This is a genomic window from bacterium, assembly GCA_030647005.1.
Classification (GTDB): Bacteria; Patescibacteriota; Patescibacteriia; order JACPHY01; family JACPHY01; genus JAUSKG01.
This window is the reverse complement of sequence record JAUSKG010000027.1, coordinates 1-18405: the sequence shown is the minus strand read 5'-3', so window position 1 is coordinate 18405 and position 18405 is coordinate 1. Positions and strand designations below refer to the sequence as shown.

Genomic DNA, 18405 nt, shown 5'->3' with positions numbered 1-18405 from the left:
CGCTCGCACCTTGACTCCGCAACGCATACGCGCTATCATCATGGTGTTCGCACGCACATTCCCAAGGAGGACTCATGGTCCGCATCCTCAAACACTCCGATACGAAGCATGGTGAGGGCAACGCGCAACAACCCAAGACGAGCAGCCGACTCGTCATCAAGAGCGAAGCACACGACGCGAACCTCCAAATCCACGTCCTCGAGGAGCAAACCGCACGCGAGGTGGACGCGATCAGAAGGTCCGCTGCGGACGCAGCCACCGCGCGCAGGAATGCTGCATGGGTGCGCGGCCGCGAGGCAGGCCTGCGCGATGGTGCCCTCGAAGCCGCGGCGATGCTCCTGCGCGGAATCATCGAGGCGCGCGATACGGATCACTTGCAGGCCGCGGAAGTTCGCGACCTCATGCATGCGATCGCTGCGAAACTCTTTGGACCGGACACCCCGCACCGCGCTGATGCCGAAGTCATTGCCCAAGAGCGTGTCAACGCACTGCGACACGGACGCTGGATGCGCTTGGATGTCAATACAGAAGACGCAGTGCTGCTCCGGACGAATCTCCCCGCGCTCCTCGACCACGCGCAGGCCATGGGCGACTTCTCGCTCGCCATTGATGCATTGCTCACGCGCAATCAGTGCCGCATCATCACGGACGGTGTCCAGCTCGAGGTGGAGACGCATCGCCTCTCCTCTATCCTCTGCGACTGCTACGCAGCCGAACTCACCGTGCGTGAGACGCCCCTCCCCAACCCCAACGAGACCTCCTAGCCCCTGACGCCACGCGCGCGGGGGCTTCTCCTTTGGGATTGCTCTCTGCACGCAAACGTAGGGGAGGGGTTTACCCCCTCCCGTCCACCATTTCGCAAGGGAACTATAGACAACACTACCCTAGTAGAGCAGCCCTTCGGGGCTGTTTTGTTTTCCGTGGCTAGGTGCGTGCTTGCATGATTTTTTGGTAGTCCGTATACTTGAATGGATACGGTACGGTTAGCTGTTGCAAGTGGCGGCGTGCATTTGGTACAATACGTTTCTATGGTAGACGAAGGGATCAAAGCAAAACACCAACGAGCGAACGAGATCATCGCGGAAATCGCTCGTTTGGAGGACGAGCTACGGAAAATCTATCATCCGCAGACAAAAAGTGGCAGGAAGAAATCATCCTCGCTGCCCCGTGGGTTCAGCTTGAAAGGAAGCGTCTTTGCATACATTGACTCAAAGGGGTCGGCTGGAGCTGCAAAGTCAGGCATCGTTCCATGGATCAAGACGGTGCATGGTGTTTCTGTTTCGGCGGATCAAGTACAGGGTGCGCTATCGAACCTCAAAGCGGAAGGAAAAATCGAGATTGTAAGGCGTGGGGTGTACGCAAAAAAGGACGCCAGACAAGAACAGCCAACGCAGGAACAATAAAACACCCTCTCGCAGGGGGTCGTGACATGCGTGGCTGGGTATAAGCAGCAGCACGCAGCACAATCGCGATCCCCTGTGAGAGGGTGTTGTGACAATCATTCCAACAGCGGGTGAGAGAGATGAGGAGGGGTGGGCGAGAGGCCTAAACCAGTCGTCTTATAAACGACCGACGTGCTGATACCACGTCCGAGGGTTCGAATCCCTTCCCCTCCGTCACTTCTCTCATCCACTCTTGGAACGATCAACAGATTGTTTGTTTGATTTTGTTTTTTTTGACCACTTATACAGTGCGTCAATGAACAAGAATACTCCACCGAGTTCTGCAACTGTCCCAAAGATATCATTTCTGATGACGTACCTACTTACTAGCAATAAACCAGCCCAGACAAGCACGCTCAGCCACACTTTATTCGTGATTTTCTGAAGAATATTTTTCATGCCGTCTTGATGATAATCCTGTAGTAGGCGTCCAGGATAGATACTTCTTATCACCCAGGAAAGCCAATGTCAAGTTACTTGGCCTTCTTTTTGCGTTCCTTCTTTTTCGGTCTTCCCTTGTCGGCTATCGCTCCGAGAACCTTGTCGAGCGTTGATGCGAGCGGCTTGTGCGTTTTCCTCTCGCGGCTCATAGGTTATCTAGTCAGTTTCTTGTACGAAAGGTTCTCACTTGCAGACACTCGATTGACCATATCGGCGAAAAGGTCATCGAATCCGAGTATGCGGGAATTGAAGCGGTACGCAAACTCGTCCACATACCGCTGGAGATGCTTTTCGCTCATCTGATGATACACGCCAACATACCCACGCTTGAAGATCGCCCAGAAACTCTCGATTCCGTTGGTATGGGCATCATTTCGGACGTATTCCCCAACGCCATGATTCACCGTTTCGTGTGTATATACTATACCAATTTTTGCGTAGGAGAGCAACTTGTCTGTGTATAGGTTTGACCCTTCCAAAACGGCGTTTTTGATCATCGGCTCTAGTGTCTTTCGGCGCACATCGCTCACCACCGTTGCCTTGACGCGTGAATGCGGCATCTCATTTTGTTTACGTTCTAGCATCCCGAATACAGGCGCCTTGGTCTTTGTGGATCGCCCCTTTGTTCCACTCGTTCGCTTTGATGCGTGTTTGTTCTTTTCCTTACCACCGACGTAAGTTTCGTCTGCCTCAATGGAACCGACGAATGGATTGCTGCCCTGTTGCATAGCAGTACGGATGCGATGATCCATAAACCATCCCGTTTTTTGACATACGCCCACCTTCTCGGAAAGCTCCACGGAGGAGATGCCCTTTTTGCATGTTGTGAGCAAGTAGATCGCAATGAACCACTTACGAAGTGACACCTTGCTTTCGCCAAATATCGTTCCTGTTTTGAGCGTGAAGTCCTTTTTGCATTTCGCACACCGAAACCGCTTACCGTCATTGAAGCGGTATATCTTCGTGCTCCCGCATCCGTGTGCGCAATACTCGCCATCACGGAAACGAATCGCCTCAAAATACTTATGACAGGTGTTCTCGTTGGGAAACTCTGTAAGGAAATCGGATAGTGACTTTTTGGCTGCTTTCTTCATATATTCATACTGTACAATGCCATTTTAGGGTTGTCAAGTCACGATTGAAAGTCAAGAAAAAGCCCGTAGTGTTTTTGATTTTTTCCTACGGACGCTTCCTGTTCTTGAAGTCGTTGTAAATGAGTTCTATGAACAATGCGAAAGTGATTACCATTCCGTTTTCTAACAATTTCAGCGCAAACTCCCTCAAGAATGAAAGGGTTGTCACTGGATAAGTCGTACCAAGGAACGCGTAAACTATTCCGATGATAACGATTGTAGTATGGTGTTCTTTTGTGCTTATTCTTTCGTCCATAAAAGCTATGCTGTTGATACATCAACGATAGCGTATTTTGGGGTAGTATTGTCTATAGTTCCCTTTCGCAATGACAAAAAGGAAGTACCCGTCACCACGAGGGTGACGGGTACAATGTCGAGCCGCGGACTGCCCAACCGCGTGGGTTTAGCTTTAGGTGTTCCTTGTGCAGCGCCTTTACGCGCCTCGCACATACGCCACTTATCAATGCGACTGGGAAACACCTTGATTCGCATGCTGCCGCTCTCATCACGGCACCATACTACTCGGGCATGCACGGACAGGGAAAGACGCGCATGAGCTCGTGCGAGCGTACCGACTGCATTCGGGCTTGCGTTGATGTCGGCCCCTCTAACCCCTGACCGAGGAGGTCAGGTTTGAGCTTTTCACAACTGCTTGCACGCCCGCAGAGGCCATTTCCGTCCTCCACTCCAAGGCGTGGGAATCGCATGTTGCTTTCTTCCACTCGACAATATCCACCATAATACAGGCATGGGCGCGGTGCAAGCCCATACATGGGGCCAATGCAAATCCTGTATTGGTTCAATGCACACGATTGCCTGCACGCGACGCAACTGCTAGCGTGGGAGTGTACCTTTCACGAGAGGAGCCACCCATGCACACGTACTCGCCGGTCACCTCATCCATCGCGATGCAGCTCTACGGACTCACGATTGGATCACAGCACGAGCTCACTGCGCGCGGCCTGCGCCTCGCGCGCAAGCATTTCACCGCGCTGGAGGAGCCAACCACCGTGCGATTGCTCCTGCGTACCGTGTACCCGCGCACGCGCGGACGGCACGCACCGCACTCCCCCACCGCGTTCATGCGCGCGATGATGGATGCGCTGTTCGCGCGCGAGCTCGTTCGTCCCGTTGACCTCGCGCGCGCATCGGTCGCATCCGCACCGCGCGTGACGCTCACCATGTTCGACGCGCTCTTCCTCGCCGGATGCCTCGCCAAACACACCGCGCTCGACGCGAACATCATCGCGCTCCGCGCAAACGGCGTCACCCGCCTCTAGGCGCTCACGCGCCACCCCTGAGACCCCGGACACCCGGGGTCTCTCCTCTTGGAGCGCGCGCTACCGTTCACAATGACGCATCGTACGGAGCGACTCGATTTGACGAACAGCACGCAGCGTGCGAGTATACTTGTTGAGCACGGTCGCCCCATACACTCCTCCCAACCTCCGGCCCCATCGTCTAGCGGCTAGGACGGCGCCCTCTCACGGCGCAAACCCGGGTTCGATTCCCGGTGGGGTCACCAAAACCACTCCGATATCCATCGGGGTGGTTTTGGTTGTGGCGCGCCAGCACGCGGCGCGATGCGTTTTCTTTGGACCGGTCTTGACACGAGACACGGCATACCCTATGCTCGTGGTGTCGGGTGTCATGATCCCTCTTGCCCCTTCTCAACCTCTACCGCAACAGCAAAGGAACACGCGCCATGGAAGGTACGTGTAGCGTCTGCAGCAAACGTAAGGACGTCCAGCGCAGTCGAAAAAACAGTAAGCTCGTTTGCCGGGCTTGCCGCAGAAACGACCCCTCTACGCACCGGCAGTGTTTCACGTGCAATGACATCAAGGCGATTGTTTCAGGCACGAGAACCGGCAAACCGATCTGCCTGAGCTGCTACTCGCTCGCGTGGCATCATGATCCCACCAAACACAAACGATGCTCCAGGTGCGGCGAGCTCAAGCCGGTCGTAACGCGCACCGATACGGGAAAACCGATCTGCACGAACTGCTACCACCGCGCTCGGTATCATGATTCCTCCACACACGAGCGGTGCTCCGGGTGCGAGACGGTCAAACCGGTAAGAACGCGCACCGACACGGGAGAGCCAATCTGCGCGAACTGCTACCGCAGGAGCAGCGTCGGTACGTGCGCCGATTGCAGGGAGACGAAAGTCATCCAATCGCTCGGCCGCTGCTCCCGCTGCTACAGACATCTACGACGCGCCCGCAACGTCACCCATCCCGCCTAGGACCCTCATGGGGTTCCGGGCGGGATTTCATTTTCAGTGATCGAGCCACTTTGGGTCCTGGCGACAGAGGAGCTCCTTCGCGCGGAGCGGATCGGCCATGAGCTCGCGGACGACGCGTTCAAGGCGGATGCCCTGGGAGCCCTTCACGAGCACGGCGTCGCCGGGACGGAGGAGATCTTGGACAAATCGGCCGGCGTCCTCGGCGCGGGAGAACTCGAGGACGCAATCCTCTGGCATACCCGCTGCCCGCGCGCCGCGTGCGGTAGAGCGACTCGCATCGCCGATGCAGATGAGGGTGGTGAGCGATTGCGCTGCGGCGAACTCGCCAACTTTCTCGTGCTCGCGCTGCGTGAGCGGCCCGAGCTCAAGCATGTCGCCGAGGATGGCGAAGGTGCGACCGGCAATCGTGAGTGACTCGAGCGCGCGGAGCGCAACGATCGCGGCGAGCGGCGAGGCATTATACGAGTCGTCGAGGATCGTTGTCCCCTTGATGCCCGGAATGATCCGCATGCGACCGCACGGCGGCTCGTACTGTGACAGCGCGTGCGAAATCTCCACGAGGTGCATGCCGAGCCCCACTCCTACCGCCGCGCCCGCGAGCGCGGCGAGCATGTGCCCCTCACCGAGGCACCCGGGGAGATGCACGGGCACCGTCGCGCCGCCGGAAACCACCTTGAACGTCACTCCAGTAGGAGGGGTACTCGCGTCCGCAGTGGTGCCGCGCTCGCCGTATGTCACACGGTACTCGATCCCGCGAACATCCGCGGCCTCGTGCGTCCCGTACGCGACGACGCGGGCACGCGCGCGATCGGCCATCGCCCACACCCGTTCATCGTCGCGGTTGAGCACCGCGATGCCGTCACGATCGAGCGCGGTGATGAGCTTGCGCTTCTCACCACACACGCGGTCAACCGACGTGAAGAATTCCGTGTGCGCCGGACCGACGGCCGTCACGACGCTCACGCTCGGCCGCGCAATACGGAGGAGGTACCCGAGATCACCCGGATGATCCGCGCCGTACTCAAGGACGAGTGCCTCCGGGTAGCGGAACCCGCGCACGAGCCCGCGCCACACGCCGCGCGCGAGCACCGACGCCCACGCGAACGGTGACCGCCCGGGTGCGCGACCGCCGATGATCGTCACCGGAAGACCGATCTCGTTATTGTAGTTCTTGGGTGCTGCGCGCACGCTGCGGTCCACCTCGACGACCGCGCGGATTGCCTCGCGCGCGGACGTCTTCCCCACGCTGCCCGTCACCCCCACGATGAACGGCCGCTGTCGCCTCACGACCGCGCGGGCGAGGAAGGCGAGGAGGGATTCGAGGAGTTTGTGCATAGCGTCTTTTCGTCATTTCGAGCGAGTCCACGAGTCGAGAAATCTCGTCCTACAGTACCACGACCCATTGAACCGCGAAACGAGATTTCTCCACTCGCTCGCGGACGCACTCGGTCGAAATGACGGAGAGGAAGGAGGCACCATCACTCCTTTCGCGGCGGTATTCCATCGTACTGTACCAGGAACTTCGCGATCTCGCCGAACAACGGCGCGGCGGTGGAGTCGGCAAAGCTGCGCTGCGGGCGGTCAATGCGGATCGCGATGGAAAACGTGGGGCGATCCACCGGCCCGATACCCACGAACGAATGGATGGTGTCCGCGGAATACCCGGGCCGATCCGCGTACGGAATCTGTGCGGTGCCGTTCTTGCCGCCGACGAGGTAGCCCGGGACACCGGCGCGTTTGGGGTAGCCGTCCCGCACGACGCTCACGAGCATCCCCTGGAGGAGGGTCGCCGTTCGCTGGCTCACTGCGCGGTGGATGATCCGCGGCTCGAACGTCCGCCGCGTCCCGTCCGAGGAGACCATGGCCTCCACGAGTCGCGGCTCCATGAGGTTCCCGCCGTTCGCGATTGCGGCGTACGCGGACGCGAGCTGGAGCTGCGTCGCGGTGATGCCCTGGCCGAACGACGCGGTAGCGAGGTAAATGTCGCCGCGCTGCGCGAGGTTTGCGATGTTCCCGGGTGATTCCGCATCGAGCGCGATACCGGAGCGCACGCCGAACCCGAACCGCTCGACGGCCTGTCGGAAGCGCTCGTGCCCGAGTTCCATCGCAGCGAATACGATGCCGGTATTGATGGAGTACCGGAGCACGTCGGCCATATCCACGCGCCCGTAGACACGATCGGACGTGTTCTTGATCGTGTAGCCATCGTACGTGACGCTGCCCACATCCTCAAATGTCGTACCCGGCGAAACGGCCTCGGCTTCAATCGCCGCCGCCATCGTGACGGCCTTGAAGACCGATCCCACCTCGTACGCATTCGTGACCGCCGGCGCCTGGTACACACCGATGTCCTCGACGTTCGCGTAGTTATTGGGATCGAACGACGGCACCGCACACATCGCGCGGACCGCACCCGTCATGGGGTGGAGTACGATGACGGACCCGCCCGTCGCTCCATGCTCTGCAACCGCGGCTTCGAGTCGCCGGCAGACCTCGAGCTGTACCTCACGCTCAATCGTGAGCGTGAGATCGGAACCGTCCTCCGCGCGCCGTACCGAGCGATCGCCGAAAAGGATCCAGCGACCTGCCGGATCGCGCTCGCCTTCCAAGAACCCCGTGCGACCCGCGAGCGATGTCTCGAATGCGCCCTCGATGCCGTATCGTCCGGCGATCTCCTGCTCATCTTCACCGAGGAAACCCGTCACGTGCGCCATGCGTGGCCCATCGGGATAGAGCCGCGAGAGCGTGGGCTCGAACGCGATACCGTCGAGCCCAAACGCGAGGACAGCATCGTGGAGCTGCGACGAGACATCGCGCGCGATCGGCTCGTACGGGTCGCGCTGCTTCGCGAGTCGCTCGGCGAGCGCGATCTCTGCCTCCTCGGAGAGCTCAAGGAGCGGCGCGAGGAGCCCGGCAACATGCTTGGGCTCCGTGATCTCGGCGGGGACCGCGTACAGGGTATACGTGCGCTCGTTCGTCGCGATCGGAAACACACCGCCAGGCCGCTGCCGATCGTGTACAAAAACCTCTCCGCGTTCTGCGGAGAGCTGCTGGAACAACTCACGCTGTCCATTGGCGAGCCCGGTGTACCACGCGTGCTGGCGTACCTGCACGACGAAGAGCCGGGCCACGATCACGACGAAGAAGAACGCGAACGCCCCCGCCACCACCGCGAGGCGCGGATCTCGGACAGCCGCGTGTGGCGCAGCGGCGTGTCCGCTCCACGCGCCTCTCGTTTTCCGTGCGGGAGTCATGGAGTGAGCGAGGTGCTAGAGGCGGTCCGGTCCCACGGGGCTGTAGCCGTTCGTCACCTCATCACCATCCGTGTAGCCGTCACCATCCGAGTCCGGATTGTTCGAATCGCTCCGGTAGAGCTCCTCCATGCGGTCGGTGAGGCCGTCGCCGTCGGCATCCGGCTGTCCCATCGCCGCGCGCGCTGCAGCACTGCGACCGAACGCAACAATGAGAAACTCTTCGAGCGGGAGTGCAGATTCCGGTGCAACGATCGTCACCGGCACATTCCATGCAGACCAGGAGAGCTCGATGCCAACCCGGGTGGCCGCTGTTCCTGCAGGCGATGCGAGAGGAATATGCATGCGGACGAGCTCCCCGCCACGGCGCGTGAGCCAGACGTCCGACTCGGTCTCACCGATGACATCGGGGAGGAGTCCCTCCGCATCACGGCTCCAACGCGCGGCACCGTCACGATCGAGCACACCGAGGACCGCGGGGATGATGACGCGCATCGCATCGGGGTCGAGCGTCACGCGGAGGTGTTGCGCCCATGTATCGTCCACGCGCTCACGGCCGAGGTCTCCGACGAACCGAAACGGCCGATGCGCACGCGCAACGGTGCGAAGCTCCGTAAGCGCCTGCGGTGATGCGGACGCGACAAACGGAACCGCAGAAGATGACGGTGCGAAGGTCTCCTGCAACGCAGCGATACTCTCGCCATCCACGAGCACCCACCGCCCGCCGAATATGAGCTGGATCGCGCTCGCCGAGGCGCGCGGCTGCGGACTGTCCCCCACCATCGAGAGCTCCGTGAGGCGAACGTACTGCGCATCTGGAAATGATCGGAAATCGAGCACCGCCTCAAGCGTGTCCGCGTCCTTTGCGAGCGCAATGGTAAAAATGCCGTCACTCGAAGACGCGTCCCCATCTCTCTGCGATGTCCCGTCGTAGGTGATGATGCCAGAGGGCCCCGCTCCGGGCCCCTCATCTGAAAACACCACGCGCGCTCGCGTGTGAACCGACGTGGCATCCAGGGCACTCTCCCAAGCAACGTCGAGCGCGCCCTGGGGGTCACGAACCACCGGGGAACGCAGGGTTCCCGTTGCGACAAACGCGATGGCCGCGCCACCCGTGAGGACCGCAACGATCACGAGAATTGGCATCAGCAACGATGCCTTGGGGGTGCTCTTCACGGTGCGCGTACTCATGTGGGAATGGCATCGGCGTTGATCTCCTCCCAGGCGGCCTCTGCATCATCCCACCGGAACGCGCGGAGGAACGAGACGAGGTCGTTCTCGTCGTAGCGTTTCTGCACCGTGGTCTCGCCGCCGATGCGCCGCGATCCCAGCGCGCGCTCGCCGAGCGTGCGCGGTTTCGTGATGAACTCCACGCGCATGTGACCCATCGGCCCAGTGAACTCGACGTAGAGCACCTCGCTGCTCGGAACATCTTCGAGCGTCGTCGTCCCGCGATCGGTGACGGAGAACCGTTCCGCAATACGGTCGAGGAGGTCTGCCCAGTGCTCTCTACGCATACGGACATCAGGGGAGGTCCGCGTCCTCCTTCGCGCCTTTCGCCGCTCGATTGGCACGCTTGCCGATTGGCTTGAGTTTGAGATCAACCCCGACGACGCCTTCACGCTTGCGGAGGTCGAGCTCGTGCGATTTCTCGGATTCGTAGCCCGTCTTCTGTGCGGTGACGTAGTACACGCTCTTCCCCGCGAGGAATCGGTAGCGGCCGTAGCGATCGGTCGCAGCCGTCTCGAGGAGCTTGCCGAACTCCTGGTCAAAGAGGCGAACGATCGCGAGGTGGAGTGGCGCACTCGTCATTGCATCCTTCACCGCACCCCACGACTTCTTCACGCGCTCGCGCAGCGCGAGACGGCGGAAGAGCACGTAGAAGATGAGGTTTGCGGCGAGGATCGCGCCCACGTGCGGGCGCGGCGATACCGCGAACGCCACGATGGACAGGACGAGTCCCGCGTCGGAGATGGCACCGCTCACGATGCGTCCGTAGTGCTTCCGCACGACCGATGCGTCCGAGGTGACGGCACGCTTCGCGCTCACGTCCATCGGCACGCTCTTCGTGATGAAGGAGCCCTCTGCTGCCGCAAAGGCATCTCCAAAGGTGAGGTCACTGTACTCCCCGTCCTCCTTCCTCCCCGCGAGCTGCTCAGAGGGGAACGTGAACTCACTGTGCTTCACTTCGATCCGGTAGGTGCCGGCCCGCTGCACCGCGAAGTGGTAGCGGCCGAGGTGGTCGGTCACCTCTGTACGAATGACGCGACTGGTCTTTGCATCCACCAAACGGACCGTCGCAAGATCAATCGGACGCTTGGAGAGTGATCCGTAGACGGTCCCCCACGCCTGACGCTTCCGCCGCGCGAAGAGCCGGCTCGGGGAGAGCAGGAAGCCGATGAGGTACTGACCGTAGGCGAGGAGCTGGAACCCATGCACCGCGGTTGCGGTGTTCGCAGCGACCGCAACAACGACCGCCGGAGCAACGATGCGCTCGGTGGTCACCTCCACGGCCGGATTGTCCAGAACCTGTTTCTGCACCGTGGTTGCCGCCTGCTCTGCCGCCTTCGCGGTGGTCTTCGCGGTCTGCTGCGTCACAGTCGCAACGGCCTTCGCGGTTGCCGTGGTCGCCTCGGCAACCGCGGTTGCCGCTCGCGTCGCAACACCCTCCGTGGCCTCGTTCTGATCAAAGGGGCCAGTGCAATCAGGATCCGCGGGGAAATCTGCGAGCCCGTCGCTGTCGTTATCGAGTCCGTCCGCGCACAGCGCCGGCGCGACGGTGAACGTGAGGGATTGCGGGAGCGGCGAAATGTTCCCCGCGCGATCACGCGCGGCAACACGCACGGTGTGGCTTCCCGCTTCAAGTGCTACGGTCGTGCGGTACGACCACGTCGGCTCTGTCGGACGGTACGTGAATGTCACAGGGTCTGAGGAAACGGTAATGAGGAGTGCATCAAGTGCAACGAATTCGGAAACGGAGATGCTCCCTCCCACTTCTACTTGCACATCGAACGCATCGGCGCGTGCCGAGGATGCTCCCTGCCGCACCGTCCGCACTTCGCCCACCGGTGGCGCCGATGGTGGTGTGCGATCAACGAGGAATCCGGCGGTGGACACGAGCGTGAGTCCGCTTGTCGTCACGGCCTGTACCTTCACCTCGTGCGCACCCTCCGTCACCGCGATCGGAAGGAGCGCGGTGAATCCGCCCTGCTCACCACTCGTCACCGTTGTCACGACGACATCATCAAGTGCAACCGTGACGACGAGGTTCGCGGGGCCACGACCGCTCACGATGATGGTCTGCGCGTTCGTCGCTGATCCCGTAACGGGACTCGTGAGCACGAGCTCGCGCTCCGGCGGTGCCGCAATGCGGACCTGCGCTGCATCGGCTGCACCGTCCGCCGTCGTCGCAATGCGATGGGTGCCCGGTTCAACGCTGCGAATGGTCAGTGAGAACACGCCGTCCGCACCTGCCGTCACACGCCAGTGCGAGCGACCATCCAGCGAAATGGTCACGCTCGCGCCTGCGACTGCTACGCCGCGCACCTCGAGATCACCCGCAGGGAGCACTGCGCCATCCGTGGGAGCGAAGAGCTCGAACCGTGTTTCCGCAGACGCGCGCTCCACATCACCTGTCGGCACCTCAGGGATCGGTGTTGGAGGTGCGCCAGGTTGCTCGGGGGTCGGTGTGAGCGGTGCGCCCTCCTCCGGTACTGGCGGTTGTGGCACCTCTGGCGCACCTTCGTCTGGTGGCGTTACTGGCTCTGATGGTTCTGATGGTTCCGGTGGTCTCGGTACCTCTGGTGGCACTTCCGGAGCTGCTGCCACGATGACGCGCACGCTCGTCGTGTTGAGCGCGGCCATGCGCGACATTGCGCCGACGGACGGCACGTAGGTGAGGATCGGCGCGAACGTCACCGTGTCCGCCGCGTCCTGCATCGTGGTGAAGGTGATGCCAAACGTCGCACGCGCACCAACGCCGAGCGTCGCGACGTTGAACGTCACTGCTCGTGTTGTACTACTCACGGAACCCGCATCACCATCAACGCCATCCGTGAGCGGCGTACCGTTCATCGTGAGCGTTCCCGGCAGATGGCGAATCCCCGTGGGCATCGGGATCGTCACCGCGACATCGCGTGCGATGCCGGAACCCACCTGCTTCACCACCACCGTGAACGGAATGGCCCCACCCGCCTGAACAGTGGGCGGGATAAGCGACGTCCCCGAGGTGACGGAGACATCGCCACGCGTATCGCCGACGGTCGTATGGACGATGGCGGTATTCGAGCAATCCGACGGAACGCCGACGCTGTTCCGCGCGACGGCGCAGAACGCGTACACGGTGTCCGGCGTCAAGCCGATGACGAGAACGTTTCCGTTATTCCACGCATCGAAAGTTTTCCACACCGCCTCCGGAGCACCGATAGCGCCGTCGGCACCGATGAACGCACCGGACTGCTTGTCCTTCACCGCGAAGAGCGTGCTCGTGTTGGTATTCCCAAATCCGGGACTGAACGTGATCTCCACACTTGACGAGGTGATCGCAGCGGCCTGGGTGGCCCCCGGCATCCCCGCGAGCGTGACGACGCATGCGTACACCGCGGATTGCGGTGACTGCTGCGTTCCGCTCACCGCGACGATGCGCCGTCCGCAGTACTCGGTGTTGGATGTGAGACCTGTCTCCTCAATGAATGTCGCGCTGCCAGACGTGGTCTCCGCGAGCACCTTCCCTTGTGCATCGTGCACGCGGTACCCCGTGGGATTTCCAGGTGCGCCCGTAAACGCCCAACGGATGAACGTTGCCTTGGGTGTCGGTGTCGCGATCTGCGGTGCGCCGAGACCGTTCTCGGTTGTGTACGCGATGGAGAGCGCAGTGAGCGACGGTGCCGCCTGACCATCCGTCGAGGCGAGCGTCACCCGCCATTGGAGTGTGGAACCAATCCCCGTAAATGTCCACGGCGCACCTGGCTCAATGGGGCCCTCCCACTGTGCACCGTTATCAGCGACGCTCAACGCATAGGTGATGGACGATCCCGCCGGAGTCGTCGCGGTGGGCGTGATCGTCGCGGAAACGATGCGACTGGTCGTGGAATCAATACCGACTGCAGATACGGCGATCCCCGGAGAGACGAGACCGGAAACGAGCGTGTTGATGCCGTTCGCTCGCCCGCCGAGCGCGCTCCTGTCCGCGGGGTACGTTGGCGCGATGCTCACCGCGAGTGCATCACCGCCAGACCACCCTGGTGCGATCGCGGTCGCACCGCTATCGGCACCCACCATGGCCACCCCCGATGCGCGGGCGATGAAGAGCGCTCCCGATGGTCCGTAGGCGAGGTCATTTGCATCATCGCCGCTGTAGATTCGTGTCCAGCTCGTTCCGGCGTTCGTGGTCTCGTAGATGCCGGAGAGGAACATTGCCGCAACGCGATTGGTGCCACCCGATGCGAGGCCGGTGACATAGGGCACACTCACGCCCGCCGGATTGGCGATTGCCCAACTCGAACCGCCGTCCGTCGAACGGTACAGACCCTTTTCGATCGTGGAGAGGAACACCGTCTGATTCGTCGCGTACGCAGGATCGAGCGCGATGCCGCGAACGTCGCCACTGACGAGGATGTAATCCGGCAGCGACCCGCTCACCGATACCCACGATGTTCCGCCATCACTACTCCGGAGCACGCGATCGAACCCCGCGACAAACATCGTGCGGTCCGTCGCGTATGCCGGTGAGAATGCGATACCGAACCCGTGGAGATTCGCATCCACCTGCGTGAAGCTCACCCCGCCATCCTGCGTCTTCCAGAACCCGCTCCCGTTCGTGATGGCAAGTGCAGTACCGTCGCTCCCAAACGCTGGCGACCGCGCAAGCGCGACGACCGGATGTGGCGTGGTGAGGGTGCGTGTCCAACTGGAACCACTATTGGTCGTTCGGTAAATGCCATCCGCCGCCGCAAGGAGCGCGGTGCGGTCTCCTGCGTAATTGGGTGAGTAGACCGCATCGTACACCGCGACACCGACGAGGGCACTGGAATCAGCCCACGCCCCTCCAGCTCCCGCATTGCGAAGCACGACACGACCGCCTGCAGCATCAAAACCCGCCGACCACTTATCGAGCACCGCAGCGGGTACCACGGTGAACTCCTCCACGTGGACGAGCTCCTGTGCCGCATCAACCTTGGACACGACCAAAACGACCACGAGGAGCATGGCGGCAGTCCCCAATCCGATCGCGCGGTCGCGCAACGTCGTTCCTTGCATAGGTTGAGAGTAGTGTGTAGGAGCAGTATACCACGCACGTGCCGTTGCGACACATTCGTGTCCGCGGTACGATAGGTACTGTAGAACGCGCACGGATCATCATGGAGAACCTCAAGCATTTTCTCGCATTTCACCACGGATCACTGCGGCAGCGTGCGGTGAAAGTGAGCGGCAGCATCCTCGCAGCAACCTTCCTCCTCATTGGCGCAACCGCCATTGAGGCGCATGGGGCTGTGGACAGCGCTGCGGAGGAACTCCACATCTTTGGGAGCGTCTGTGCACCGGTGGAAACGCATCGCGGCTTGGACATTACATGGCAGACGACCACGGCGACGGAGGAGAACCACGTCATGTATGGACGAGACCCCTCATTTGGATCCGTCGCCCAGGCGACTGCGGGCACCGAGCACACCGCGCGCATTGAGCACCTCACGAGCGGAGCGACCATCCATTACCGCGTGTACGCACGCCGCGTATCCACAGGAGAAACGGTGCAGTCCGGCACGTGCACGGTCACACTCGACGGTACAGATCGCGCGGCGCCACGCTTCACTGGCCTGCACGCCGGGGCACCAACCGCGAACACGATGGAGATCACCGTCGCGACGAACGAACCCACCGAGCTCCTCATCTCACTCACGTCACCCTCCCCTACCGGAGCGACTCCTGTGCCTGAAGCAACGATCACCCGTCCGGCAACGGCGCAGACCACGCACCACATCGCGCTCACCGGACTCCTGCCAGAGGTGGACTACGTCGTTCGCATCGATGCCATGGATCACGCTGGGAACTCCGTCACCTTGACACCGGACGTGACGTTCCGTACACTCCACGAGACGGTCTTGTAATCGCGGCGATACGGGGGTCATCGCTCGAGAACATGTAACCTCAAATGCTGTCACCACTTCCTGTTCCCCTCCCTCCCCGTTGTACGCAAGGGGGGGAGGGAGGGTGAGGGAGGGAGGGGTGGCCATGGAATGTCACTGGCACGCATACCAGACCACCTCTCCCCCTCCACCTCCCCCTCTCCCCACGAGTACATGCGGAGAGGGGGAGAGATGGAACGCATATACACACGCGGACGTGCGCCCGCGTCGCTCACTCGTTGCCCCCGTAGCTCAGTGGTAGAGCAGCGGCCTTTTAAGCCGAGTGTCGGAGGTCCGATCCCTCCCGGGGGCAGAGAACACCACTCCGATTTCCATCGGAGTGGTGTTTGTTGAGACCGCAGAAAAATGATGTAGCGGAGGCCTTCAGGCCTCCATCTCCCCTACCGCATACATGGAAACCTAAAGGTTTCCGCTACATCATACACGGCGCACGCGTCATCTCTGCTTCCGCTTGATCGTCACGCGCTCGACGATGGCGGCGAGTGCTGCAGCGGCGTTTTTGGGGAACATCGCGGCGAGTGCGGTGCCTAGCGCGCGGCGGTGAGTCGCATCGTGGAGGAGCGCAAGCACGCGACTAGCAAAAACATCCGCGCTCTTGAGGCCTCGCTCGTGCCATACCTCCACGGCACCCGTGCGCTCGAGCGGAATGCAGTTGTCCTCCTGGTGCGTGTCTGGCATGGGGATGAGCACTGTTGATTTACCGAGCACACCGAGCTCCGCGATGGTACCGATTCCCGCGCGCGACACGACGAGATCGGCGGCAGCGTACGCGGGAATGAGGTCGTCCGTCAGGAGCTCGCACTGCCGGTAGCGCGGTCCTCCGACCTCCGCGAACGTATCGTTCATCTTCCCTCTGCCAGCGACGTGGATGATGTCCACCTGCTTCGTGAGCTCCGCGAGCGCGCCCCAGACGCGCTCATTTACCGCGAGAGCGCCGGTGCCGCCACCGAGCACGAGGAGAACCGGACGGTCGCCATTGAATCCAAAATGGCGCTTCGCCTCGCGTTGATCAGCGTTACGCGCGGCGAGGATCGCGCGGCGCACGGGAGTACCGATGGCGGCTGCGCGACTCCCCTCCTCCTGCGGAAACGTCGTGGTCACCGATGCGGCGAAACGCGCCACGAGCGTATTCGCGAGCGTGGGGCGGACATCGAGCTGGTGGATGACGATGGGGATGCGGAGCGCGCGCGCGGCGAGCATCACCGGAACCTGGACGTACGATCCCGCACCCACGACGACGTTCGGGCGCACGCGGCGCAAGACGAACAGCGCACGAAAAAACGCCCACGCGATAACGAAGGGATCTACGAGATTCTGCCACGACCAGTACCGCCGCAACTTCCCCGCCGGCAGCGCGATGAACGCGATTGTTTCGCGCTCCACGAGCGCGCGCTCCGGGCCGCGCATCGTGCCGATCCATACGAACGACGTTCGCGGTTTTACGCGCCGCAATTCCTCCGCCACCGCCAAGAGTGGTGTCACCGATCCGAGCGTTCCACCGCCAGTGAAGAGCACCGTCATAGTTTTCTCATACGGGTTGGAGTTCATCACATGCCTCTTTCATTGCGAGAAACGAGTCCGCGAGTGGTGCACGCTCCCCTGTTGGTGCGAGGTCCTTCGCTCTGCGGAGGACGACGCGGGGATTCGGGGTGCCACTGACACCAGAAGTGCGCCATGTGAGATTTCTCGCTCGCGGAATCGCTCGAAATGACAGAGGGAACGGTGCATGCGTTTCCTCCCAACATGTCATTTCGAACGGAGCGCAGCGGAGAGAGAAATCTCACCAGACCTCCTTTTGTTATTGCGAGGGAATCCCGAGCTTGCCTCGGGACTCCCTCGCAATGACACGGGTGTTGGCGGAAAACCAAAACCAAAATCCAAAACCAAAATCTACACGAGGGCTCAACACGCAAACCGCAGCCGCGAAGTCTCAGTCGCATTCCCAGGGCGATAGCGATCCAAGTTCAGCCCATCGGCGATCCAGTTCGCATACACGCAAGGCCTGCCGGACGCGGTACTCGGGTCTATGACACCAAAGAGCCATGACCAGGTGCCTCCCGGTTTTATCCAGTCATCCAGCGGTTCCCCCGTCTTCTCATGGTGCTGGGCAAAGAGGGTGAGGTATGCGGAGAGAGGTGCGAGGGGGTATCGGTGGGTGACGGCGTCTATCTGGGATTTGTTTGCGATGGTCTCGGTGGTGTTTGGGATGATTCTGTCGGCTGGTGGATTCTTCTCCCACTTCATGAAGTGGAGAGTGGGGGGAGGGGTCTCGTGGGTGTCTTCCGTGATGATGCCTTGGCGCGGGAGCTTGGGGTATAGCGCGGTAAGGTATGCAAGCCAGTGGCCCTTGTCGAACGCAACGGGATTGCCATCTGCATCGGTGAGATCGGTGCGGGTGAGGTCCTGGAGGGTGAGGTCGCGGATTTGGTCGAGGAACTCGTCGGGGGTGGGGTTCGTGCATGGAAAGATTTTGATGTTCTGGTTTCGGATAAGCCGGTCGAAGAGGACGCGGGGGAGGGTGCGGGGAATACCACCCCCTCCAGCTCCCCCTCGAGAAGAGGGGGAGAGATCGGAGTCGGAGATTTCTTCGGGGGTGAGGTTTTCTCTGCGGGGTGGAGCAACGACGGTCGGGAAATCGGTCTCTCCGCGCTCGATGGAGGCGGTGATGTCTGCGATGCGTTCTCTGGAGAGATGGAGGGTGTTCCGGTCAATGGTGAAGCTGGGATCGTTGTACTGTCTCTGGAAGAA

At 61.3% G+C, this 18405-nt stretch carries 12 protein-coding genes and 3 tRNA genes; 7 read left to right on the top strand and 8 right to left on the bottom strand.

Translation table 11 applies throughout. From position 1 onward, the window contains the following. Positions 1 to 74 precede the first annotated feature (74 nt). The 3 genes from Q7S96_03600 (at position 75) to Q7S96_03590 (ending at position 1616) form a co-directional block, all read left to right on the top strand. Complete coding sequence (locus tag Q7S96_03600; GenBank protein MDO8463325.1) at positions 75 to 764, top strand: hypothetical protein; 690 nt, start codon at positions 75 to 77, stop codon at positions 762 to 764. Between the two features lie 264 nt (positions 765 to 1028). After that, entirely contained in the window at positions 1029 to 1403 is a 375-nt protein-coding gene (locus Q7S96_03595; GenBank protein MDO8463324.1) for a hypothetical protein, read from the top strand. 123 nt (positions 1404 to 1526) lie between these two features. Next, positions 1527 to 1616: transfer RNA gene (locus tag Q7S96_03590), tRNA-Ile, on the top strand. A 419-nt stretch (positions 1617 to 2035) separates the two neighbouring features. Here Q7S96_03590 and Q7S96_03585 read toward each other — a convergent pair. Continuing rightward, positions 2036 to 2977: an IS1595 family transposase gene (locus tag Q7S96_03585; protein ID MDO8463323.1), complete on the bottom strand. Its 942-nt coding sequence runs from the start codon at positions 2975 to 2977 to the stop codon at positions 2036 to 2038. A gap of 911 nt (positions 2978 to 3888) precedes the next feature. Here Q7S96_03585 and Q7S96_03580 point away from each other — a divergent pair. Both Q7S96_03580 and Q7S96_03575 read left to right on the top strand, forming a co-directional pair. Beyond that, positions 3889 to 4296, top strand: a complete 408-nt coding sequence (locus Q7S96_03580) for a hypothetical protein (protein ID MDO8463322.1) — start codon at positions 3889 to 3891, stop codon at positions 4294 to 4296. Between the two features lie 170 nt (positions 4297 to 4466). After that, positions 4467 to 4541: transfer RNA gene (locus tag Q7S96_03575), tRNA-Glu, on the top strand. 753 nt (positions 4542 to 5294) lie between these two features. Here Q7S96_03575 and Q7S96_03570 read toward each other — a convergent pair. The 5 genes from Q7S96_03570 to Q7S96_03550 form a co-directional block, all read right to left on the bottom strand. Next, complete coding sequence (locus tag Q7S96_03570; GenBank protein MDO8463321.1) at positions 5295 to 6596, bottom strand: Mur ligase family protein; 1302 nt, start codon at positions 6594 to 6596, stop codon at positions 5295 to 5297. A gap of 143 nt (positions 6597 to 6739) precedes the next feature. After that, the gene (locus Q7S96_03565) at positions 6740 to 8515 is read right to left on the bottom strand and encodes a penicillin-binding protein 2 (protein MDO8463320.1); all 1776 of its coding nucleotides are present in this window, start codon (positions 8513 to 8515) and stop codon (positions 6740 to 6742) included. 15 nt (positions 8516 to 8530) lie between these two features. Continuing rightward, positions 8531 to 9703 carry a hypothetical protein gene (locus Q7S96_03560; GenBank protein ID MDO8463319.1) on the bottom strand — a complete coding sequence of 391 codons (1173 nt, stop codon included), beginning with the start codon at positions 9701 to 9703 and terminating at the stop codon, positions 8531 to 8533. Beyond that, the gene (locus tag Q7S96_03555) at positions 9700 to 10029 is read right to left on the bottom strand and encodes a hypothetical protein (protein ID MDO8463318.1); all 330 of its coding nucleotides are present in this window, start codon (positions 10027 to 10029) and stop codon (positions 9700 to 9702) included. The genes Q7S96_03560 and Q7S96_03555 overlap by 4 nt, the downstream gene beginning before the upstream one ends. 7 nt (positions 10030 to 10036) lie before the next feature. After that, positions 10037 to 14770 carry a hypothetical protein gene (locus Q7S96_03550; GenBank protein ID MDO8463317.1) on the bottom strand — a complete coding sequence of 1578 codons (4734 nt, stop codon included), beginning with the start codon at positions 14768 to 14770 and terminating at the stop codon, positions 10037 to 10039. A 101-nt stretch (positions 14771 to 14871) separates the two neighbouring features. Between Q7S96_03550 and Q7S96_03545 the strand changes: the two genes are divergently transcribed. Continuing rightward, entirely contained in the window at positions 14872 to 15618 is a 747-nt protein-coding gene (locus tag Q7S96_03545) for a hypothetical protein (protein MDO8463316.1), read from the top strand. A 259-nt stretch (positions 15619 to 15877) separates the two neighbouring features. Further along, a tRNA-Lys gene (locus tag Q7S96_03540) sits at positions 15878 to 15949 on the top strand. Between the two features lie 143 nt (positions 15950 to 16092). Here Q7S96_03540 and Q7S96_03535 read toward each other — a convergent pair. Then, complete coding sequence (locus Q7S96_03535; GenBank protein MDO8463315.1) at positions 16093 to 17178, bottom strand: UDP-N-acetylglucosamine--N-acetylmuramyl-(pentapeptide) pyrophosphoryl-undecaprenol N-acetylglucosamine transferase; 1086 nt, start codon at positions 17176 to 17178, stop codon at positions 16093 to 16095. Between the two features lie 381 nt (positions 17179 to 17559). Beyond that, positions 17560 to 18405, bottom strand: an 846-nt coding sequence (locus Q7S96_03530; protein MDO8463314.1) for a hypothetical protein, incomplete at its 5' end; no start/stop codon positions are given.